This is a genomic window from Mesorhizobium sp. CA14 (assembly GCF_020165195.1).
Lineage (GTDB): Bacteria > Pseudomonadota > Alphaproteobacteria > Rhizobiales > Rhizobiaceae > Mesorhizobium.
Window position 1 is genome coordinate 50,710 of record NZ_JAIUHR010000028.1, and the last position, 20,466, is coordinate 71,175.

The 20,466-nt window shown below is 63.7% G+C and carries 19 protein-coding genes and 1 pseudogene; 10 read left to right on the plus strand and 10 right to left on the minus strand.

All coding sequences use genetic code 11. The annotated features are described in order from the left end of the window. Nucleotides 1-12 precede the first annotated feature (12 nt). Entirely contained in the window at nucleotides 13-1,962 is a 1,950-nt protein-coding gene (locus LB565_RS24070; RefSeq protein WP_224588407.1) for a PrkA family serine protein kinase, read from the minus strand. A gap of 493 nt (nucleotides 1,963-2,455) precedes the next feature. Continuing rightward, a complete protein-coding gene (locus LB565_RS24075; protein WP_224588408.1) occupies nucleotides 2,456-2,758 on the minus strand; it encodes a BolA family protein in 303 nt (100 codons plus the stop codon). A gap of 180 nt (nucleotides 2,759-2,938) precedes the next feature. Here LB565_RS24075 and LB565_RS24080 point away from each other — a divergent pair, with 180 nt between their 5' ends. From LB565_RS24080 to LB565_RS24095, 4 genes are all read left to right on the plus strand, one after another. Continuing rightward, complete coding sequence (locus LB565_RS24080) at nucleotides 2,939-3,562, plus strand: J domain-containing protein (RefSeq protein WP_224588409.1); 624 nt, start codon at nucleotides 2,939-2,941, stop codon at nucleotides 3,560-3,562. Between the two features lie 123 nt (nucleotides 3,563-3,685). Then, a complete protein-coding gene (cobS, locus tag LB565_RS24085) occupies nucleotides 3,686-4,672 on the plus strand; it encodes a cobaltochelatase subunit CobS (RefSeq protein WP_224588410.1) in 987 nt (328 codons plus the stop codon). 55 nt (nucleotides 4,673-4,727) lie between these two features. Then, entirely contained in the window at nucleotides 4,728-6,626 is a 1,899-nt protein-coding gene (gene cobT, locus LB565_RS24090; protein ID WP_224588411.1) for a cobaltochelatase subunit CobT, read from the plus strand. Further along, entirely contained in the window at nucleotides 6,623-7,639 is a 1,017-nt protein-coding gene (locus tag LB565_RS24095; RefSeq protein WP_224588412.1) for an esterase-like activity of phytase family protein, read from the plus strand. Before cobT ends, LB565_RS24095 begins: the two co-directional genes overlap by 4 nt. Nucleotides 7,640-7,690: 51 nt before the next feature. Here LB565_RS24095 and LB565_RS24100 read toward each other — a convergent pair whose 3' ends face one another. From LB565_RS24100 to rpmB, 5 genes are all read right to left on the minus strand, one after another. Then, nucleotides 7,691-8,602, minus strand: a complete 912-nt coding sequence (locus LB565_RS24100) for a hypothetical protein (RefSeq protein WP_224588413.1) — start codon at nucleotides 8,600-8,602, stop codon at nucleotides 7,691-7,693. A gap of 113 nt (nucleotides 8,603-8,715) precedes the next feature. Continuing rightward, nucleotides 8,716-10,491: a GtrA family protein gene (locus tag LB565_RS24105; protein WP_224588414.1), complete on the minus strand. Its 1,776-nt coding sequence runs from the start codon at nucleotides 10,489-10,491 to the stop codon at nucleotides 8,716-8,718. Nucleotides 10,492-10,681: 190 nt separating this feature from the next. After that, the gene (locus LB565_RS24110; RefSeq protein ID WP_224588415.1) at nucleotides 10,682-11,356 is read right to left on the minus strand and encodes a hypothetical protein; all 675 of its coding nucleotides are present in this window, start codon (nucleotides 11,354-11,356) and stop codon (nucleotides 10,682-10,684) included. Between the two features lie 29 nt (nucleotides 11,357-11,385). After that, nucleotides 11,386-12,066, minus strand: a complete 681-nt coding sequence (locus LB565_RS24115; RefSeq protein ID WP_224588416.1) for a queuosine precursor transporter — start codon at nucleotides 12,064-12,066, stop codon at nucleotides 11,386-11,388. 111 nt (nucleotides 12,067-12,177) lie between these two features. After that, nucleotides 12,178-12,474, minus strand: coding sequence for a 50S ribosomal protein L28 (gene rpmB, locus LB565_RS24120; RefSeq protein WP_224588417.1), 297 nt, complete (start codon nucleotides 12,472-12,474; stop codon nucleotides 12,178-12,180). 258 nt (nucleotides 12,475-12,732) lie between these two features. Here rpmB and LB565_RS24125 point away from each other — a divergent pair, with 258 nt between their 5' ends. The 3 genes and pseudogenes from LB565_RS24125 to LB565_RS24135 all read left to right on the plus strand — a co-directional run bounded on the left by LB565_RS24125 (nucleotide 12,733) and on the right by LB565_RS24135 (nucleotide 15,109). Then, nucleotides 12,733-13,524, plus strand: a complete 792-nt coding sequence (locus LB565_RS24125) for a DUF3108 domain-containing protein (RefSeq protein WP_224588418.1) — start codon at nucleotides 12,733-12,735, stop codon at nucleotides 13,522-13,524. Nucleotides 13,525-13,556: 32 nt separating this feature from the next. Then, nucleotides 13,557-14,441, plus strand: coding sequence for a DMT family transporter (locus LB565_RS24130; RefSeq protein WP_224588419.1), 885 nt, complete (start codon nucleotides 13,557-13,559; stop codon nucleotides 14,439-14,441). After that, nucleotides 14,438-15,109, plus strand: a pseudogene (locus LB565_RS24135) (lysoplasmalogenase family protein). Before LB565_RS24130 ends, LB565_RS24135 begins: the two are co-directional and overlap by 4 nt. Here LB565_RS24135 and LB565_RS24140 read toward each other — a convergent pair. Further along, nucleotides 15,106-15,540, minus strand: a complete 435-nt coding sequence (locus LB565_RS24140) for a cupin domain-containing protein (RefSeq protein ID WP_224588420.1) — start codon at nucleotides 15,538-15,540, stop codon at nucleotides 15,106-15,108. The pseudogene LB565_RS24135 and the gene LB565_RS24140 overlap by 4 nt on opposite strands. Before the next feature lie 65 nt (nucleotides 15,541-15,605). Further along, nucleotides 15,606-16,373, minus strand: a complete 768-nt coding sequence (gene gloB / locus LB565_RS24145; protein WP_224588421.1) for a hydroxyacylglutathione hydrolase — start codon at nucleotides 16,371-16,373, stop codon at nucleotides 15,606-15,608. 117 nt (nucleotides 16,374-16,490) lie between these two features. Between gloB and LB565_RS24150 the strand changes: the two genes are divergently transcribed. The 3 genes from LB565_RS24150 (at nucleotide 16,491) to LB565_RS24160 (ending at nucleotide 19,785) form a co-directional block, all read left to right on the plus strand. After that, nucleotides 16,491-17,267 (plus strand): class I SAM-dependent methyltransferase, encoded by a 777-nt coding sequence (locus tag LB565_RS24150; protein ID WP_224588447.1) that lies wholly within the window; start codon nucleotides 16,491-16,493, stop codon nucleotides 17,265-17,267. 111 nt (nucleotides 17,268-17,378) lie between these two features. Next, entirely contained in the window at nucleotides 17,379-19,220 is a 1,842-nt protein-coding gene (locus LB565_RS24155) for an ABC transporter ATP-binding protein/permease (protein WP_224588422.1), read from the plus strand. Between the two features lie 244 nt (nucleotides 19,221-19,464). Continuing rightward, entirely contained in the window at nucleotides 19,465-19,785 is a 321-nt protein-coding gene (locus LB565_RS24160; protein ID WP_224588423.1) for a DUF1330 domain-containing protein, read from the plus strand. 38 nt (nucleotides 19,786-19,823) lie between these two features. On the opposite strand, the gene metW is transcribed toward LB565_RS24160, so the two are convergent. Continuing rightward, nucleotides 19,824-20,438, minus strand: coding sequence for a methionine biosynthesis protein MetW (metW, locus tag LB565_RS24165; RefSeq protein ID WP_224588424.1), 615 nt, complete (start codon nucleotides 20,436-20,438; stop codon nucleotides 19,824-19,826). Nucleotides 20,439-20,466: the final 28 nt, after the last annotated feature.

Consider the following 20,466-nt stretch of genomic DNA (forward strand, 5'->3'; position numbering starts at 1 on the left):
TCCCGGCTTTGTTCAGCCCGCCTTGTTCACGCGCATGTACCAGTCGACCAGCCGTCGCACCTGCCGCTGAGTGTAGCCGCGCTCCACCATGCGCTGGACGAATTCGTTGTGCCGCTTCTCCGTTACGCTGTCCTGCTTGGAGCCGAAGCTGATCACCGGCAGCAAGTCCTCGACCTGACCGAACATGCGCTTCTCGATGACCTCGCGAAGCTTTTCATAGCTCGTCCAGGAGGGATTGCGGCCATGGTTGCGCGCCCGGGCGCGCAAGGTGAATTTGACCACTTCGTTGCGGAAGTCCTTCGGATTGGCGATGCCGGCGGGTTTTTCGACCTGCGACAATTCCTTGTCCAAGACCTCGCGGTTGAGGATCTGGCCGGTGTCGGGGTCCTTGTAATCCTGATCCTCGATCCAGGCGTCCGCATAGGCGATGTAGCGGTCGAACAGGTTCTGACCGTACTCGCTGTAGGATTCCAGATAGGCCTTCTGGATCTCGTGTCCGATGAACTCGGCGTAGCGCGTCGCGAGCTCCGACTTGATGAATTCGAGATAGGCGGCCTCGGTCTCCTTCGGGAATTGCTCGCGCTTGATCGCCTCCTCGAGGATGTACATCAGATGCACCGGGTCGGCGGCGACCTCCTTGGTGTCGTAGTTGAAGGTCTGCGACAGGATCTTGAAGGCGAAGCGGGTGCTGACCCCGGTCATGCCTTCGTCGACGCCGGCGGCATCGCGATATTCCTGGACGGACTTCGCCTTCGGGTCGATTTCCTTGAGGTTCTCGCCGTCATAGGCGCGCATCTTGGTGTAGAGCGGCGAGTTCTCATGTTCGGCAAGGCGGGTCGAGACGGTGAAGCGGCTGAGAATGTCCAGCACCTCCGGCGCGCAGGGACTGTTTGCCAACTCGCTTTCGCGCAGCAGCTTTTCGTAGATCTGCCGTTCCTCGGTGATGCGCAGGCAATAGGGAACCTTGACCACGAGGATGCGGTCGAGGAAGGCCTCGTTGTTCTTGTTGTTCTTGAACTGCTGCCATTCCGACTCGTTGGAATGGGCGACGACGATGCCCTGATAGGGGAAGGCGCCGAAATTCTCGGTGCCGTTGTAGCTGCCTTCCTGGGTTGCCGTCAGCAACGGGTGCAGTACCTTGATGGGCGCCTTGAACATCTCGACGAATTCGAGCAGGCCCTGCGTCGTCCGGTTGAGGCCGCCGCTGTAGGAGTAGGCGTCCGGGTCGGACTGGCTGAAGTGCTCCAACTGTCTGATGTCGACCTTGCCGACCAGGGCCGAGACGTCCTGATTGTTCTCGTCGCCGGGCTCGGTCTTGGCGATGGCGATCTGGCGCAGCCGCGACGGCGTCAGCTTGACGACGCTGAATTTGGAGATGTCGCCCGACAACTCGTCGAGGCGCTTGGCCGCCCAGGGCGAGATCAGCCCGTTCAGGCGGCGGCGGGCGATGCCGTATTTGTCTTCCAGCAGGTCGCCCATGCGATCGGGATGGAAAAGGCCAAGCGGCGACTCGAAGATCGGGCTGATCTGGTTGCCTACCTTGAGCGTGTAGATCGGCCGCTCTTCCATCAGCTTTTTCAGCCGTTCGGCGAGCGAGGATTTGCCGCCGCCGACCGGACCGAGGAGATACAGGATCTGCTTGCGTTCCTCGAGGCCTTGCGAGGCGTAGCGGAAATATCCGGCGATGCGCTCGATCGTATCCTCCATCCCGTAGAAGTCGGAGAAGGAGGGATAGACCTTGATGGTGCGGTTGGAGAAAATGCGACCGAGCCGCTCGTCCTTGCTGGTGTCGACCAGGTTCGGCTCACCGATGGCCTCGACCATGCGTTCGGGCGCCGACGCATACATGGATTTGTCTTCGCGGCAGGCCAGTAGATATTGCTGTAAGCTGATCTCTTCCTGGGCCGCGTTGGAATAAATCTCCGAAAACAGATCGAAGACGTCTGATTGGTTCTCGCGCATGGTGCTTTGCCTCGGAGCCGATGGGCTGCCAATCGGCTCATCGCTGCATCAACTGCCGGAAAGCGCTGTTTGTTCCCTTCATATGAAGGATAGCGCATGCAATCTGACATTGACCCGTTTAGATGCCCGATGCGGCCGAATTGCTCGCCTTGGAAAATACGTGGTGATTGCCGCCGGAGCTTCAAGGGCCGGATTTGGTTTGCGCCTCACAAGTTGTCGTTATTGATGCTTAATCCAGGCGCGCGGCGCGCTTCTGCGCGCTGCCGCCGCAATCTGGCCGCAGATGATGATGGCGATCGATTGACGCAGCTTCATCGCGGCATGGCTGGCGGCGCTGTTGCCAGGAGGGCGCGTCAGCCACCGGGTGTTCGGGCAAGGTCACGCTGTTCGACGGCAGCGCCTATACGCATATGTCGATCTATCGCGATTTCGGTCAGGACGGCGACGTCTTGACCGCGGCGCCTTGGCGTTTCTCAAGGCGACGGTCGGCTGACTACCAGCGCGTCTTCTCGCCCGGTGCCGCCGGCTCGATCGCCAGCGCATGCACGCCGGCTTTCAATTCATCGGCCAGCAATTCGTTGACGGCGCGGTGACGCTCGACGCGGCTCATGCCCGCAAAGGCGGCCGAGACGACACGGACGCGGAAATGCGTCTCGCCGGTGCCGTCGAAGTTGGTCTCGTGACCGTGCTCGACGTGATGATGGCCGGCATGAAGATGGCTTTCGTTGATGACGGCGAGCCGTTCGGGCGAAAATGCCGCTTTCAGCTTGTTTTCCATCGTCGACTGTATGGACATCCGGGCTTCCCTTCCCCACTTGACGGCCATAGCCGCAAGTTGTTGACGGCATGGCCGCAACTTACCTGCGGCACAGCCGCAAAATCTTGAATTTCGACCGCTTTTAAGCCGCGATTCAGCGGTTAGGGCGATCATCGGCGAAATGTCAATTCTTGTTTCGCAGGTGCGAACAGCCCATAAATGGGTGAGATGAAAGCGTATCCCAAATATTTCGAGAAAATTCGAATCCGGCCGGAAAAGGACGCGGAGCTGAAGTCGCGCGCGCCGATCTGCCAGTGGGACGGCTGCAACGAGGCCGGCACGCATCGGGCGCCTGTCGGTCGCCTCAAGGAGGGCGAGTATTTCCGCTTCTGCTTCGAGCATGTGCGCGAATACAACAAGGGCTTCAACTACTTCTCCGGCGTGTCGGACAGCGAGATCGCGCGCTTCCAGAAAGAGGCGCTGACCGGCCACAGGCCGACATGGCGCATGGGCGCCAATGGCGGCGGGCCGCGCTCGGCGCCGGATTTCGCGCAGCAGCGCTCAGGTCGCGCCGGCTACTACAACCGCATGCGCGATCCGTTCAACCTGTTCGGCTCGGGCGCGCGCGAGCCGCGCGAGCGCAAGGCAAAGCCGCTTGAGGCCAAGGCGCTGGAAACGCTTGGCCTTGACACAAAGGCGACTGGCCAGGACATCAAGGCGCGTTATAAGGAATTGGTAAAGCGCCACCACCCGGATGCAAATGGCGGCGACAGAGGTTCGGAAGACCGGTTACGCGATGTGCTCCAGGCCTATCGCGTGCTCAAGCAGGCAGGATTGTGCTGAGCGGCCCTACGGTCCGTGTCGTTTTCCAACTTTCATAAGGTTGGAAAAGGCTCTAAGACCGCCCCCGGACAAAATCGATTGCCGGCGAAACGCGGCGTTTCGCCCGTGGAGACGTTGATAGAGATGAACAAGGTCGATCGCGACATCGCCAACCTGCCCGACACGACGGTGTCGGTGAAGGAGAAATTCGGTTTCGAGTCCAAGATGGTCGTTCCCGCTTATTCGGCGGCGACCGAGCACGTGCCGGACATCGATCCCGACTACCTGTTCGACCGCGCGACGACGCTGGCGATCCTCGCCGGCTTTGCCTACAACCGCCGGGTCATGGTGTCGGGCTATCACGGCACCGGCAAGTCGACGCATATCGAGCAGGTGGCGGCGCGGCTCAACTGGCCCTGCGTGCGCGTCAATCTCGACAGCCATGTCAGCCGTATCGATCTCGTCGGCAAGGACGCCATCGTCGTCAAGGAAGGCCTGCAGATCACCGAATTCCGCGACGGCATCCTGCCCTGGGCCTATCAGCACAATGTCGCGCTCTGCTTCGACGAATATGACGCCGGCCGTCCTGACGTGATGTTCGTCATTCAGCGCGTCCTGGAATCGTCGGGGCGGCTCACGCTGCTCGACCAGAGCCGCGTCATCCGTCCGCATCCGGCGTTCCGGCTGTTCGCCACCGCCAACACGGTTGGTCTCGGCGACACCACAGGCCTCTATCACGGCACGCAGCAGATCAACCAGGCGCAGATGGACCGCTGGTCGATCGTCACCACGCTCAACTATCTGCCGCACGACAATGAAGTGAACATCGTGCTGGCGAAGGCCAAGCACTATCGCGACAGCAAGGGCAAGGATATTGTCAACAAGATGGTGCGCGTCGCCGACATGACGCGCTCGGCCTTCATCAATGGCGACCTGTCGACCGTGATGAGCCCGCGTACCGTCATCACCTGGGCCGAGAACGCCGAGATCTTCGGCGATATCGGCATGGCGTTCCGGCTAACCTTCCTCAACAAATGCGACGAGCTCGAGCGTCCGGTGGTGGCCGAGTTCTACCAGCGCGCCTTCGGCGAGGATCTGCCGGAGAGCGCCGCCAACGTGGTGCTGGGTTAGGCGCGCAGCTGAAAGGCCTCCAGCCTTTCAGCATGAATCGCGCAGGGAATGATCAATGGCGGGTCCGGGCGACAACACGCGCAACAAGCCGAAGAACGGGTCTGAAGCCGACAGCTTCAAGCGCGCCGTGACCGTGTGCATGCGCGCCGTCGCCGGCGACAAGGACCTCGAGGTCGGCTTCGCCAAGGATCGGCCGGCGCTCGCCGGCAACCGCGCCCGGCTGCCCGAGCTGCCGAAGAAGGCCTCCCGCAATGACCTCGCGATCACCCGCGGGCTGGGCGATTCCATGGCGCTGAAACGCGCCTGCCACGATCAGCGCATCCACAACAAGCTGGCGCCGGAGGGCAAGCTGGCGCGGTCTATCTTCGATGCCGTCGAACAGGCCCGCGTCGAGGCGATCGGCAGCCGCGCCATGCAGGGCGTGGCCGACAATATCGGCTCGATGCTCGAGGACAAATACGCCAAGGCGAACCTCGTCGATGTTCGGGACAAGGCCGATGCTCCGCTCGAAGAGGCAATTGCGCTGATGGTGCGCGAAAAGCTCACCGGACGTCCCGTGCCGAAGAGCGGCGAGCGGCTGGTCGACCTCTGGCGTCCCTGGATCGAGGAGAAAGCCAGCGCCGATCTCGACGGCCTGTCGGCCAAGCTCGGGGACCAGCAGGCATTTGCCCGCGTCGTGCGCGACATGCTGGTTTCCATGGAAATGGCCGAAGAGCTCGGCGACGACCAGGAAACCGACGACTCCGAGGAAAACGAAGAGAACGAGCAGCAAGGCGAGGAACAGAGCGAGGAAGGCGGCGAGGAGGATTCAGGCTCCGAGCAATCGCAGTCGGAAGATGCCGAAGCCTCCGCCGACGAGGAAGAGTCGGCCGAGACCGAAGCGACCGACGCCACGTCGGACGACCTGTCCGACGAGGACGATTCCGACGCCGAGACGCCGGGCGAGGCCAAGCGCAACGACAACCCGTTCCTCAATTTGCCGAAAGAGATCGACTACAAGGTCTTCACCACCGCCTTCGACGAGACGGTCGGCGCCGAGGACCTTTGCGAGGAAGAGGAACTCGACCGGCTGCGCGCCTTCCTCGACAAGCAGCTGGCTAACCTCTCCGGCGTCGTCGGGCGGCTCGCCAACCGGCTGCAGCGCCGGCTGATGGCGCAGCAGAACCGCTCGTGGGATTTCGACCTTGAGGAGGGCTATCTCGATCCGGCGCGCCTGGTGCGCGTCGTCATCGATCCGATGCAGCCGCTGTCCTTCAAGCAGGAGCGCGATACCAAGTTCCGCGACACGGTGGTGTCGCTGGTGCTCGACAATTCGGGCTCGATGCGCGGCCGTCCGATCACCGTCGCCGCGACCTGCGCCGACATCCTGGCGCGCACACTGGAGCGCTGCGGGGTTTCGGTGGAAATCCTCGGCTTCACCACCCGCGCCTGGAAAGGCGGGCAGGCGCGCGAGAAATGGCTGAAGGATGGCAAGCCGCCGAATCCCGGCCGGCTCAACGACCTGCGCCACATCATCTACAAATCCGCAGACCATCCGTGGCGGCGCGCGCGGCGCAATCTCGGGCTGATGATGCGCGAGGGCCTGCTCAAGGAAAACATCGACGGCGAGGCGCTGCTTTGGGCGCATAACCGCCTGATCGGCCGGCCGGAGCAGCGCAAGATCCTGATGATGATCTCGGACGGCGCGCCGGTCGACGATTCCACGCTCTCGGTCAATCCGGGCAATTATCTGGAGCGGCATCTGCGGGCGGTCATCGAACTGATCGAGACGCGCTCGCCGGTCGAGCTGCTGGCGATCGGCATCGGCCACGACGTCACGCGCTATTATCGCCGCGCGGTCACCATCGTCGATGCCGAGGAACTGGCCGGCGCCATGACCGAGCAGCTCGCATCGCTGTTCGGCGAGGAAAGCGCGCGCGACACAAGGCGCGGCGGCCTGCGGCGCGCCGGATGAGCTTTTCAAGGGGGCGTGCGCGGCGGACGCTTTTCGCCTGCGTGCTGGCCTGCGCCTCGCCGGCCATTGCCGCCGCGGGGACTCCCGTCGAGACGGTCGAGATCTCGGCGCGGCCGATCAGCCAGGTCCACATCGGCCGCGACGAGACGCGGTTCGGGCCGCTCGAATTCGTCGGCGGGCTGGAGATGACCTCGCCGACGCGCGATTTCGGCGCGCTGTCGGCCTTTCGCTTCCTGAAGCCGGGCGAGGATTTCATCGGTGTCGCCGACACCGGTTTCTGGTTCTTCGGCACGATCACGCATGACGCCGGCAAGCGACCGTCGGCTGTGACGAATTTCCGCATGCAGCAGATGGTCGACGCCTCGGGCCGCCCGATCGACCGGAAATGGGAGGTCGATGCGGAGGGGCTCGCGGTCAAGGACGGCATTGCCACCGTCAGCTTCGAGCGCGACCAGCGCGTCGCCCAGTTCAAGATCGATCCCGACAATATGAAAGCCCCGGTCAGGCAGCTCGATTATCAGGTCCCCGCCGAGGAGCTGCGCCAGAACCGCGGCTTTGAGACCGTCACCCACGCCAATTCTTATGGGCAACACGCCGGCAGCCTTGTCGTGGTTTCGGAGCGGAGCCTCGACAAGGCAGGCAATGTCTACGCCGCTGTCATCGAGGGGCCGCATAAGGGCGTCTTCACCGTCAGGCGCGACGGCGATTTCGACATAACCGACGGCGCCTTCCTGCCGGACGGCGATCTGCTGCTTCTGGAGCGCAGCTTCTCGATTGCCCGCGGCGTGAAGATGCGGCTGCGGCGCATCTATGGCGAAAGCGTCGCGAAGGGTGCGGTCGCCGACGGGCCGGTGCTGATGGAGGCCGACATGGGCTACCAGATCGACAATATGGAAGGGCTGGACGTCTGGACGCGCGACGACGGCGCGCTGATGGTGTCACTGGTGTCCGACGACAACCATTCGATCCTGCAGCGGAACCTCTATTTGGAATTCATCCTGCACCAGGACTGAGCAAGATCGGCTGGCATGCAGCCAGTCTTGCCGACGGCGAGCACCGAGAGATTACCGGCCGACGTGGCGGACTTCGTTCATCACGAAATTGGCCGCGCGCTTACTCCGGTTGCGGATTTTGAGCGTCGCGGTGTTGTCGACGAAATAAGTGTGAAGGATGCTGTCGCGGGTGCGGACCTCCGGTCCGACCGTGTCGACCGCGTGCCAAGTGTCGGTGCCGACCGCAAAGGCGTAGCCTGTATTCGGCGAAAACGACATCCGATGCGAATTCTCGAAACGCCCGTCCGGCATGCGCTCGGCGAAGCGGGTGCCGATATGGTTGATCGAGTCGTCCTCCGGCAGGTAGAACTGGACCGTGATGCCCTTCCATTTCGTGTCGGTGTGGAAACCGATCTTGTAGCCCGCCACATCGCGCGTCAGCATCGGCACCGGATACATGCCGACCTTCATGAAATCCGAGCCGAACCGGCGCTCCAGGCCCGGGGCAAGGCGGCGCATGAACGCGTCCTTCAGTTCCGGCGCATGCAATGCCTTGCCGACCAGGGCCCAGACGGCCCGCTTTTCGGTGGGCAGATGGCGGATATATTCGGGGTAGAGGTCGATCTTGATCCGCGTCGCGGTGCCGTCAGCCTTGATATTCACATTGTTGCGCCCCTTGAGCGCGCGATATTCGCGCGCCTCCGGCATAGCGGCGCGCATGCGCCGATAAAGGTCCGCCGGGAAAACATCGGTCATTTCCAGATGCCAGAAAGGCTTTTCCACAAAGGCGGCGCGGTTCACGGCATCCACCATGTGGGAGACTACATGCTGCAGCGTTTGTGTGGCTGATGCTGGCGCCAACGCGCCGTCTATGGCCGACATGGATATTCTCTCCCCGAAAACCGTGAATCCAAATGCTTGAACACATATATCGCCGCCCAAGCGAAATGCTAACCAAAGCACAGGCTGGATTGCAACGACCACGGAACTGATTTCGATCGCGATTTTCTAAATCACGAAGTGAAGTTGCATCAGCTCAAAGCAAGCAGGTTGCGAGGGGCGCGGTCGACGATGCTGATATCGTTGCAGGCTGATATTCAACGGACCTTGTAAATCTCGATCGGCTTTCCCGCCGTCGACTGGTCCAGTTCGAGCCATTCCGGCAGGTCGCCCCGCAGCAACGCCGCGGCAAGGCCATCCGGCGCGTCCAGGCCCAGCGATATCTCTTCCGTGTTGCCGCGGCAGATCGCGATCAGGCCAACATGCTCGCGCTCGATGACGGCGCGGGCGGCGTCCGGGGCTCCCATGAAGGCGTCGAGCATGGCCAAATTGCCGCCGACATTGCGGTGGTAAGGGCCGGCCAGCGTCCGGTGGCCGGTGAACACCAATATTCCCGAGCCGAGATTGGACGAGGCAAGCACGGTCGTCGCCGGCATGGCGGCGAGATCGCGGAAGTCGCCCGGCTTGCCGCAGGTCACGGCATGGTCGGGATCGGAATTGATCCGCTGCGGCGCCGTGTGGACCATGGACTGCGCCGCTATCGCGACCCCGGTCCAGGTCGCGTTCAGCGAGACCAGCCACGCCATGACGATGCCGGTGGAAAGGCGCCATGACGGCGCGGCGTCCGCCCGCAGGCGGATTTTCGCGATCCAGGCCGAGAGCGGCAATATTGCGAAGGCGACGGAGAAGGTCGAGCCGCGCACCTGCCAAAGGCTGACGACGAAGGCAACGAGGAGCAGGATGGCGGCGAGCGTCTCCTCGCGGCGCAAGCCACGGCTTCGCAACCGAAAACCGATCAGCAGGATCGCGATGAAGGGCGTCACATAGCGCGCCGCCATCAGCTTCGGCTGGTGGATGGCGACGCTCCAGAAGGGCTGCGCTTCGATCACGTCGGCCAGCCAATAGGTGCGGATGCGCTCGTCCATGCCCGCATAGGGCGATGCCAGGCACTGCGGGAAGAACAGCACCATGGCGGCCGCGACCGCCACCGCAAGCGCCAACATTGAAACCAGCCGCGCCCGGGGTGTCGACGCGGTCAATGCAGCCGCGATCGCGAGGCCGAAGCCGGACAGCGCTGCTACTGCGAACTGGAAGGACGAGAAGGCGTCGCATTGGGCCGCGCCCCAGTCGGCGGGCCGGATGGTCGCCACGAAAACCAAGGAGGCGATGCCGGCAAATCCGAAGCCAAAGCCTCGTGCCGTGACGCGCTCCTTGTCGTCGAGGATGAACAGGACAGCGGCGCAGATGCCGAGCACCGCCACATAAGGAGCGGTCTCCATGCCGACGGCGAGCGTCAGGCCGGCGCAAATGCCCGACAGAAGGGCAGCGGGCCGCCAGGAGGGCGCTTCCATCAGGAGCCAGAGGCTGGCCGCGGTCAGCAACAGCTGGACGTTGTGGTGATCGATCACCCCCGGGCTGTAGATCACCAGGAAGAACAGCGCCGCCGTCGACAGGATGATTGCCGGCATCGCGACATTCGCAGCGGCGAAGCGCTGCGAGGCGCGCATGAGCACGAATATGTTCAACCCGTAGAGGAGAGTCGGCCAGATGATCTGCGCGGCGCGTTCGGCAGCGGCCGTGCTGGCGCCCAGCGCATCGAAGGCGATGATGATCAGCGCGAGCGGCGTGTCGACAAGCCGCGACCAATGCATGACGAAGCCGCCCGAGGTGCCCATCCTGTATTGATGAAGATCGAACCAGCTTTGGCCGCCGAGCAGGTCGCGAACCTCGACCAGCCGCAGCATGCTGTCATTGTCGGCGCCGTAGTTGGCAAGGGTGGGGAAGCCGGAAACGGCGTTGATCGCCAGCACCACCAGCGTGGCGCATAACGCAAGCAGCAGATCGTTTTTCCAACCGGTGCCTTGCACGGTCATGCTGGTCGCGATGCCCTAGAGCAATTCCAGGAAAAGTGTGCCACGGTTTTCCGTCAGGAATTGCGTCAAACCAAAGAGATAGAGTGGTTCGCCATTTCCGTGAAACGGCGGACCACTCTGGAGAATTTCCGCGATCCTGCATCATCGGGCGTAACAAAGCGTAAAGCCGCTGCGGCTGTGGCTGAAAGCGTCAGGCCTGGTTGGTAGCAACCCAGATGACGTGGCGGGCGCCGCGCTTGCCGTTGGCCCGCGTGCTGATCTCCTCGACCGCGAAGCCCGCCTGCTTCAGCCGCCGGGTGAAGCCGCTGTCCGACCCCTGCGACCAGACCGCCAGGACGCCGCCGGGCGTCAAGGCGACCCGCGCGGCCGCCAAGCCGACCGCGCCATAGAGCGCGTCATTGCCCTTGTAGACGATGCCTTCGGGACCATTGTCGACGTCGAGCAAGATGGCGTCCCAGGCGGCTTTCTCCGCCCGTATCAATTGGCCGACATCGGTCTCGCGAATGGTGACGCGAGGGTCGTCGAGGCAGCCGTCGAAGATTCCCGCCATAGGGCCGCGCGCCCAGGCGACGACTGCGGGGACGAGTTCGGCAACGGTTACGGCAGCATCGCCATCGAGCGCGGCGAGAGCGGTGCGCAAGGTGAAGCCCATGCCGAGCCCGCCGATGAGGATGCTTGGCCGTTTGCGGCCGGCGATCCGCTCGCAGGAAAGCCTGGCCAGCGCTTCCTCGGAGCCGCTGAGGCGGCTGTTCATCAGCTCGTTGGTGCCAAGCATGATCGAGAATTCAGCGCCGCGCCGTTTAAGGCGCAGTTCCTGGCCGCCATCGGGCGTGCGGGCAGAATCAAGCTGAATCCAGGGGATCACGGCCTGATTTCACTTGCTGGGTTCATGGCCTAGACTGCGACCGCCGGCTGGCTCCAGCGCGCGGCGAGCAGCCGGTAGGGGATCAGCGCCACGACAGCGATGATGAGCTTCACCGAAAGGTCGCCAAGGGCCCAGGACACCCAGCGCATGGTCTCGACCGGCAGCACGCCCATCAGCGGCGCGGTCTCCAGCGCGAAGCCGTCATTGGGGCCGGCAAAGGCGAAGGCGGCGGAGAAGGCGACGCCGAAGAAGACGACCGTGTCGAACACCGAACCGACCAGCGTGCCGACGATCGGCGCGCGCCACCAGCTCTGCCGGCGCAGGCGGTTGAAGACGGTGACGTCCAGCAATTGCGCGGTGAGGAAGGCGGCGCCGGAAGCGGCGGCGATACGCACCAGCCGGTCGGCGGCGGTCTCGAACTCGATCAGACCATGGCGGAACAGGAAGGGCGGGATCAGGATCGAGCAGGTCACCGCCGTCATGAAGCCGACGAACACCACCTTGCGCGCCACGGCCGGGCCATAGCGGCGGTTGGCGAGGTCGGTGACCAGGAAGGAGAACGGATAGGTGAAGGCGCCCCAGGTGAGCAGGTCGGCCAGCGACAGGCCGCCGATCTCGCCCTGCATCGGGAACTGCACGAGGATGTTCGACGCCACGACGACAAGCGCCATGGCGGCCACGAAGGGCGAATATCGCGTCAGGAAATTCATTTTTTTATCCTGGGTGATGGAACCAGCGGAGCGTCATGCCGACGCTCGCTCACATTCCGAGCACCGGTCTGGCCGGTGCCCGAGGCGGTCGTCCCCCGCCTGAAAGCTGTTTTAAGCGGCCGACTGCTCGGCAAGCTTCTTGGCGATCTGCTTCTTGAGCAGGCGCGCGCGCCGCGACAGTTCCTTGACATCGGCCTTGGCCAGGAAGGCGTCGAGGCCGCCGCGATGCTCGACCGAACGCAGCGCGTTGGCCGAAATGCGCAGGCGAACGTTCTGGTTCAGCGCTTCGGAAATCAGCGTCACATTGACCAGGTTCGGCAGGAAGCGACGCTTGGTCTTGTTGTTGGCGTGGCTCACATTGTTGCCAGTCTGGACTGCCTTGGCAGTGAGTTCGCAGGTGCGGGACATCTTGTCTTACCTTCAGTTTCTAAACCTGCCAAACCATTCTGCCCGCGCCAGGCGGCGCGCGGTATCGGTCAGGCGGCCTTTGGAAAAGTTGGCGTTCCATAGTGGCATTTCACCACTGCGTCAAGCTCCGGGACGTAGCCAGGCGTCATCCGCGCTCCATATAAAGGCCGGATTTCGCACTATAAGCCCTTCGCGAAGGGATATGCCAGGCTGGAGCCGTTGCGTTCCGGCCGAACCGCCAGGGATTCGCCAGCCGCCATGCTCCGTCCATCTCATGCATTCGCAGCCCTGCTTGCCCTTGCCGTGCCGGCAACGAGCTTCGCCGCCGCGGCGCCGCAGTCCTTCAAAGGCGAGTATACGGTGTCCTATCTCGGACTTTCGATCGCCAGGGCGACTTTCTCCAGCCGCTACGAGGGCGACACGTACGCCATCAACGGCACCGTCTCGGCCGCCGGCCTCGGCAGGCTGTTCGACGACACGAAAGGCACGATTTCTTCGAAAGGTACCATTTCCGGCAAGCAGATGCAGCCGCGGGCATTCAGGGCCGATTATACGTCCGGCAAGAAAGCCTCGATGGTCGACATCCGCTTCAGCAACGGGACGGTCACCTCCACGCAAGTCGTTCCCGCGCCAAAGGAGCGTGACCCCAAGAACTGGGTCCCGATCGGCGCTGGAGACCTGAAATCGGTGCTCGATCCCATGGCCGCGACCGTCATCCATGCCGACAGCCCGGACAAGGTCTGCGGGCGCACGGTCAAATTCTATGACGGCGAGATGCGCGCCGACCTGACCTTGACCTATGCGTCCAAGGGTTCGATCTCGGTGCCCGGCTACAAGGGTGATACGGTTACCTGCAAAATGGGCTTCGAGCCGGTGGCGGGCTATCGCAAGGGCCGCAAAGCGTTGAATTTCCTCAAGAACAAGAGCCGCATGCTGGTGACGTTTGCACCACTCGGCCAATCCGGCGTATATGCGCCAATCCGCGCCACGGTCGGGACCCAGATCGGTCCGCTGACCATCAGCGCGGGACGGTTCGAGGCGGTAAATTAGGTCAGGCGCCACCGCGCGCCGGCGGGGGAAATATGGGGCGCGCAACACTGATCGGGTTTTCGGCGGTCGCCATGTGGGCGTTGCTGGCGCTGCTCACGGACGCCTCGGGCCAGGTGCCGCCGTTCCTGCTTTCGGCTATCACCTTCGCCATCGGCACCTGCGTCGGGCTTGCCGCCCGGCTGGTGATGCCGGCTGTCGACAGAAACCAGAAGATCCCGCCGCAGGTCTGGGTGATCGGCATAGCCGGGCTGTTCGGCTATCATTTCTTCTACTTCACGGCGCTGCGCAACGCGCCGGCGGTCGAGGCGAGCCTGATCGCCTATCTGTGGCCGCTGCTGATCGTGCTCGGCTCGGCGCTGATGCCGGGCGAGCGGCTTGCCTGGAACCATGTCGTCGGCGCGCTGCTCGGCCTTGCCGGCACCTTCCTGATCGTCACCAAGGGCGGCGGGCTGGCCTTCGACGCGCGTTACGCCTTCGGCTACGCGATGGCCGCCGTCTGTGCACTGTTGTGGTCGTCCTATTCGCTCTTGTCACGGCGCTTCCCATCGGTGCCGACCTCGATCGTCACCTGGTTCTGCGCCGCGACGTCGGTGCTGTCGCTGGCCTGCCACCTGCTGCTTGAGAAGACGGTGCTGCCGGATGGTCCTGGACAGTGGCTGGCCGTCATCGGGCTCGGCCTAATGCCGGTGGGCGCAGCCTTCTATGCCTGGGACATTGGCGTCAAGCGCGGCAACATCCAGGTGCTGGGCGCGGCGAGCTATGCCGCGCCGCTTCTGTCGACGCTGGTGCTGATCGGTGCCGGCGTCGCCGAGCCGTCGCTGCGCATCCTCGCGGCTTGCGTGCTCATCACCGGGGGCGCCGCGCTTGCGGCGAAGTCGCTGCTGATGCGCAAGCCGGCCAAGGAGGTCAACGCATGATGCCGTTTTCCGGCGGCGTCGAGGCCAACGCCAACGCGACGCTGCTGTTCTCGTTCGTCGCGGCCGTGATCTACGCCTTTGCGCTCGACATGCCGCCGAAATGGACGCGCACGGCGGCAAAGACGCTTGCCGTGGCTTTGCTGGCCGTGCTTGCCGCCATGCAGGGCGGTCCACTGCTGTTGGTCGCGGCGCTGGCACTCAGCGCGGCCGGCGACGCCTTCCTGTCGCGCGACGGCGAAAAGGCCTTTCTCGGCGGGCTGGCGAGCTTTCTCGCCGGCCACATCGCCTATGTCGCGCTGTTTTCGCAGGCGGGCGGCGGGCTCGGCCTGTTGAGCGCCGAATCCTAGCGCGGCGCGATTGCGCTCGCCATGGCCGCCTTCAGCATCGTCATGCTTGCCGCGCTCTGGCGCCGCGTCGGCCCGCAACTGCGCGCGCCCGTCGCCGTCTATGTCGCGGCCATCCTCGCCATGGGTATTTCGTCGCTCACGACAAATGCTCTCTGGGTGATAGCCGGCGCTGTGCTGTTCATCGCCTCGGACGGGCTGCTGGCAGCCGAGCGCTTCCTGCTCGCGGCGATCTCGCCGCATCGCCTGTGGATGCGCTACGCCGTCTGGATGCTTTATTACGCGGCCCAACTGGCGATCACGCTAGGTTTCCTGCTCGGTTAAGCGGTTTTCGGCTGCCAGCCCGGCTCGGCCAGCTCGAAAGCGGCGAAATCGAAGCCCGGCGCCACGGTGCAGCCGACCAGCGTCCATTCGCCGAGGCTGAGCGCCGACTGCCACCAGCCGGCCGGCACGACGATCTGCGGCCGCTCGCCGGCGGCAAGGGCCGTGCCAAGCACCTGCTCGATGACGGCGCCCGCGCCGTCCTCATGCATCGACAGCGCCAGCGGCGCGCCGGCATAAAAATGCCAGACCTCGGCCGCGTCCTTCACCCGGTGCCAGGCCGAAAGCTGGCCCTGCTCGAGCAGGAAATAGATCGCGGTCGAATGACCGCGCGGGCCGCCCGCGGCATCGCGAAACGTCTCGGCGTACCAGCCGCCTTCGGGATGCGGGTGAAGGCCTAGCGTTGCGATGATCTCGGCGGCGCTGGTCGTCATTCGCATTCTTTGTCTTGAGGCATGTCGTTATCCCAAAACCGCTGCGCACTTTCGGACGACATGTATCAAAAATTATCCTTGCGCTTGCGGATCTCGGCGAACACCTCCGCGTCCGAGGCTTTCTCCATGCCGAGATGCTTGCGGATCGCCGGGTCGTGCCAACGCAGGAACGGGTTGGTCGACAATTCCTCGCCGATGGTCGTCGGCAATGTCGGCTTGTTGTCGGCGCGCAGCGCTTCGATCCTCGCCGCGCGCTGCTTCAGCGCCGGGTTGGTCGGATCGACCGTCACCGCGAAACGGGCATTGGCCAAAGTGTATTCGTGGCCGCAATAGATGGCGGTTTCGGCCGGCAGCGCCGCCAGCTTCTTCAAAGAGTCATACATTACCGGCGGCTTGCATTCGAACAGGCGCCCGCAACCCAACGCAAACAGCGTGTCGGCAGTGAAGGCCACTTTCGAGGCAGGCAGATAATAGGAGACGTGGCCGGCGGTATGGCCGGGCGTCTCGATGACTTCGATTCGTTCCTCGCCAAGGCGCACGACCGAGCCCTGGCTGACCGTCTCGTCGATGCCGGGGATTTTCGCCTTTTCGGCTTCCGGGCCGACGATGCGCAATTTGAAGCGCTCCTTCAGCGCCAGATTGGCTTCGACATGATCGGCGTGATGGTGAGTGGTGAGGATCAAAGTCGGCGTCCAGCCGGTGCGCTTGATCGCCGCCAGGATCGGCGCCTCTTCCGGCGCGTCGATGATCGCCGTTTGTCCGCTTTTCGGATCGTGAACCAGCACGCCGAAATTGTCGGTGCGGCACATGAACTGCTCGATTTCGACCGGCATCGCATGTCCTCCATTTGTCGTCGCAGACATAGGGCGAGCGGCGGCCGATGTCATCCGCGTTTGTTGAGCTGGGCGCCTTTGTTGAACTTGGCAGGCTTCGCAGCTACCGTCGCGCGCATGCATTCGGATATCGTCGATCTGCGCTCCTTCTACTCGTCCACACTCGGCCGCCTGGCCGAGCATTCGATCACCATGGCGCTGTCGTCCATATGGGCGACCGTGCCCAACGAGCGGCTGGTCGGCCTCGGCTACACGCTGCCCTGGCTGGAGCGCTTCGGCACCGATGCCGAGCGCGTCTTCGCCTTCATGCCGGCTACGCAAGGCGCGGTAGTGTGGCCGGCATCGGGGCCGGCGGCGACGGCGCTGGTCTTCGACGAGGAACTGCCGCTGGTCGATTCCTGCATCGACCGCATGCTCCTGGTGCACTCGCTCGAACATGCCGAAAATCCGCGCGAGACGCTGAACGAGATCTGGCGCGTGCTGTCGCCGGCGGGCAGGGTCGTCATCGTCGTGCCCAACCGGCGCGGCGTGTGGGCGCGCTTCGAGCACACGCCCTTCGGCAACGGCCGGCCGTTCTCGCGCGGCCAGCTGACCGAGTTGCTGCGCGAGGCGAACTTCACCCCGGCGAGCTGGAGCGACGCGCTGTTCTTCCCGCCGTCGCCGCGGCGTTTCCTGATGCGGTTCCACAATGTGCTAGAAAAAGCCGGCCGGCGGTTCTGGCCGATCTTTTCCGGCGTCATTGTCGTCGAGGCGCAGAAGCGGCTCTATCAGGGCGTACCGGTGGTGCAGCGCGCGTCTCGCCGCGTCTTCGTGCCGGTCTTCTCGCCGCAGGGAGCAACGCGGCTTGGCCGGCATGCGACTGGCGGCGCGCCTGGCCAAGTGACGCGTTCGTGATCGCCGCGCCTTGCATCGCGCGACAATCGTCACCCTATCTGAGGCATGCCGATCTAAGGCGTGCTCGCTTGGCGGTAATCATGGCCGCAGCGGAAACCAGGAATATCCTTTATGGACGACCAGACCAATAAAAAGCCGGGGCCGCAGAAACCCGTTGTCTCGGTGGAGGCGAGCAGCCTCGCCGACCAGGTGGCGACGATCAAGCTGGGGCTGAAATCCTCGCCGGTGCGCAGGCAACTTGCCTGGGTCTCCATCGGTATTGTCGCGGTCATCGTCGCCACCTCGATCGGACAGGTCCTGCTCAATCGCTGGAACCAGCCTTTCTACGATGCGCTGGCCCGGCGCGACATGACGGCCTTCCTGCACCAGCTTCTGGTCTTCGCGATGATCGCCGGCGGCCTTCTGGTGCTCAATATCGGCCAGACCTGGCTCAACCAGATGATCCGTCTGAGGCTGCGCGAGGCGCTGACGCTCGACCTGATCGATCAATGGATGCGCCCGGCGCGGGCCTTCCGGCTGGCCAATGCCGGCGCCATCGGCGTCAATCCCGACCAGCGCATGCAGCAGGACGCCGCTCACTTGTCGGATCTGTCGACGGATCTCGGCGTCGGCCTGCTGCAGTCCTTCATCCTGCTTGTCTCCTTCATCGGCGTGCTGTGGGAGCTGTCTTCCGGCTTCGTGTTCCATGTCGGCGGCTATTCGCTGGCGATACCGGGCTATATGGTCTGGGCGGCCTTCCTCTATGCCGGCATCGCCTCCTGGCTAAGCTGGCTGGTCGGGCGCCCGCTGATCGGCCTCAACAGCGAGCGCTATACCCGCGAAGCGGAACTGCGCTCGTCCATGGTGCGGGTCAACGAGAATGTCGACGCGATCGCGCTCTACCATGGCGAGCCCGATGCCCGGCGCCGGCTGGAGCTTGACCTCGGCACGGTGCTCGGCGCCATGCGGCGCATCTTTACCGCGCAGATCAACCTGTCCTGGGTGACCGACACCTATGGCTGGATAACGGTCGTGGCGCCCATCCTGGTTGCATCGCCGGTCTATTTCTCAGGCGACATCTCGTTCGGCGGGCTGATGATGGCGGTCGGCGCCTTCAACCAGGTCCATTCGTCCCTGCGCTGGTTCATCAACAACATCGGCAGCATCGCCGATTGGCGCGCGACGCTGATGCGCGTGGCCGATTTCCGCATTGCGCTCACCGAGACCGATGCGCTGCACCACAAGGAAAAACGCATCCAGTTCGTCGAAAACGCCAATGGCAGCCTGACCTTCGAAAGGCTCGAAGTGGCTTCGCCCGAAGGCTGCACCAAGCTTGCGCAGACGGATGTCGAAATCCACGCCGGAGAGCGTGTCATGATCACCGGCGAGCCGGGCGCCGGCAAGACATTGTTCTTCCGCGCCATTGCCGGCCTGTGGCCATGGGGGAACGGCCGGATCGGCCTGCCGGCCGGCGAGACCCCCATCTTCGTGCCGCGCGTGCCGTATTTCCCGGCCGGCACGTTGCGCGAGGTCCTTGACCATCCGAACGGCCAGGCCCCGGCCAGCGATGCCGAGATTGCTGCAGTGCTTGGCGAGGTCGGCCTCGATCGGCTGGCAACCTCCCTCGACCATCCCGGGCGGTGGGAGCGTGAGCTCGGCGATGACGAACAACGGGCGCTGGCTTTCGCCAGGCTCGCCATACGCAAGCCGAAATGGGTGATCATCGACGAAGCCCTCGACGCGTTCGACGGCCCGACTTTGCGGCGCGTGCTTGCCATGCTGCAGAAGCGTCTGCCCGAAACTGCGATCGTCAATATCGGGCGCGGTCAGCACAACGATGAGTTTTTTCCGCGCTCGCTGAACATCGTCAAGGATTCCGGCGCCCCGGCGCTGAAACCCGTGCGCGTCAGGGCCGGGGCGATCGAACCGCCGCCTCCGGCGGCGCGCCGCAAGAAGGAATCCACTGAAGCCTAGGGTGTTTCACTGTTTCACCGAAACGGCTCTATTTCTTTGCTTTCACGCAGTTCCTGACGGAAAGTGTGGAGCGGTTCTCCGTCCGCGACCGCGTCAAGAAGGCGATCAGACCGCCCGGGCGCCAGCAGGTCCAAGCGACGGCCTATCCCGATGACCTCCGAGGTAATCGACCGAACTACCTGGTTCCCGCATGGTGATCCCACGAGGCCGGCCGATCGGCTTCAATCCAACGAGGAGCAGGACCATGACCGCTTACGCCGTTGCCCATATGCGCCAAGTCACGCCGGGTCCCTGGATGATCGAGTATCTTGAGAAGATAGACGCCACGCTGATGCCATTCGGCGGGCGTTTCATTGTCCATGGCGGCGATGTCGAGGTGGTCGAGAACAGCTGGCCCGGGCACCTGATCGTCATCGAATTCCCCAACAGGCAGCATGTGCGGGATTGGTACAATTCGCCGGCTTATCAGGCGATCCTTTCGCTGCGCACCGAGAATTCACTGTCCGACGTGATCTTCGTCGACGGCGTCGAGCATCCGCACAAGGCTACGGATGTGCTTGGTTAGCGGGTATCCATCAGATTTGTGGAATTGGCGCCGCACCTTCAGCGCCTCAACAAAAACACCGCCTGCTGGCCGAAGAAATTCCAGAACCACCAGGGCATCGACAGGCCGATCTTCTGACCGTTGGCGTCGAGCGCGGTGGCCTTCTCGACGGTCGCGCCGAGCTCCTCGCACAGATTGACGAAGTCGCGGATGGTGCAGAAATGGATGTTGGGCGTGTCGTACCAGGAGTAGGGCAGGTCCTTGGTGACCGGCATCCTGCCCTTGATCAGCAGCGAAAAGCGCACGCGCCAATGACCGAAATTGGGGAAGGAGACGATGGCGCGGTTGCCGATCCGAAGCAGTTCGTCGAGCACGACCTTCGGGTTGCGCGTCGCCTGCAGCGTCTGCGAGAGCACGACGAAGTCGAAGCCCTTATCGGCGTAGAATTTCAGATCCGTGTCGGCGTCGCCCTGGATAACCGACAGCCCGCGCGCCACGCATTCGTTGACGCCGCGCTGCGACAGTTCCAGCCCGCGGCCGTCGACCTGCTTGGTCCCCTGCAACAGTTCCAGAAGCACGCCGTCGCCCGAGCCGACATCGAGCACGCGCGAATTGGGCGGGATGAGATCGGTGACGACCTCGAGGTCGACGCGCTGGGCGCGATTGACGCTCATGGCTTCGCCTCCTGCATGGCGCATGATC

Excerpts from the sequence above, each read along its gene's own strand:
- LB565_RS24155 (WP_224588422.1), top strand. The coding sequence starts at position 17,379 with ATGGACGACCAGACCAATAAAAAGCCGGGGCCGCAGAAACCCGTTGTC.
- LB565_RS24125 (WP_224588418.1), top strand. The coding sequence starts at position 12,733 with ATGCTCCGTCCATCTCATGCATTCGCAGCCCTGCTTGCCCTTGCCGTG.
- LB565_RS24115 (WP_224588416.1), bottom strand. The coding sequence starts at position 12,066 with ATGAATTTCCTGACGCGATATTCGCCCTTCGTGGCCGCCATGGCGCTT.
- LB565_RS24095 (WP_224588412.1), top strand. The coding sequence starts at position 6,623 with ATGAGCTTTTCAAGGGGGCGTGCGCGGCGGACGCTTTTCGCCTGCGTG.
- LB565_RS24070 (WP_224588407.1), bottom strand. The coding sequence starts at position 1,962 with ATGCGCGAGAACCAATCAGACGTCTTCGATCTGTTTTCGGAGATTTAT.
- LB565_RS24150 (WP_224588447.1), top strand. The coding sequence starts at position 16,491 with ATGCATTCGGATATCGTCGATCTGCGCTCCTTCTACTCGTCCACACTC.
- gloB (WP_224588421.1), bottom strand. The coding sequence starts at position 16,373 with ATGCCGGTCGAAATCGAGCAGTTCATGTGCCGCACCGACAATTTCGGC.
- metW (WP_224588424.1), bottom strand. The coding sequence starts at position 20,438 with ATGAGCGTCAATCGCGCCCAGCGCGTCGACCTCGAGGTCGTCACCGAT.
- cobS (WP_224588410.1), top strand. The coding sequence starts at position 3,686 with ATGAACAAGGTCGATCGCGACATCGCCAACCTGCCCGACACGACGGTG.
- LB565_RS24140 (WP_224588420.1), bottom strand. The coding sequence starts at position 15,540 with ATGACGACCAGCGCCGCCGAGATCATCGCAACGCTAGGCCTTCACCCG.
- cobT (WP_224588411.1), top strand. The coding sequence starts at position 4,728 with ATGGCGGGTCCGGGCGACAACACGCGCAACAAGCCGAAGAACGGGTCT.
- rpmB (WP_224588417.1), bottom strand. The coding sequence starts at position 12,474 with ATGTCCCGCACCTGCGAACTCACTGCCAAGGCAGTCCAGACTGGCAAC.
- LB565_RS24105 (WP_224588414.1), bottom strand. The coding sequence starts at position 10,491 with ATGACCGTGCAAGGCACCGGTTGGAAAAACGATCTGCTGCTTGCGTTA.
- LB565_RS24160 (WP_224588423.1), top strand. The coding sequence starts at position 19,465 with ATGACCGCTTACGCCGTTGCCCATATGCGCCAAGTCACGCCGGGTCCC.
- LB565_RS24130 (WP_224588419.1), top strand. The coding sequence starts at position 13,557 with ATGGGGCGCGCAACACTGATCGGGTTTTCGGCGGTCGCCATGTGGGCG.
- LB565_RS24080 (WP_224588409.1), top strand. The coding sequence starts at position 2,939 with ATGGGTGAGATGAAAGCGTATCCCAAATATTTCGAGAAAATTCGAATC.
- LB565_RS24075 (WP_224588408.1), bottom strand. The coding sequence starts at position 2,758 with ATGTCCATACAGTCGACGATGGAAAACAAGCTGAAAGCGGCATTTTCG.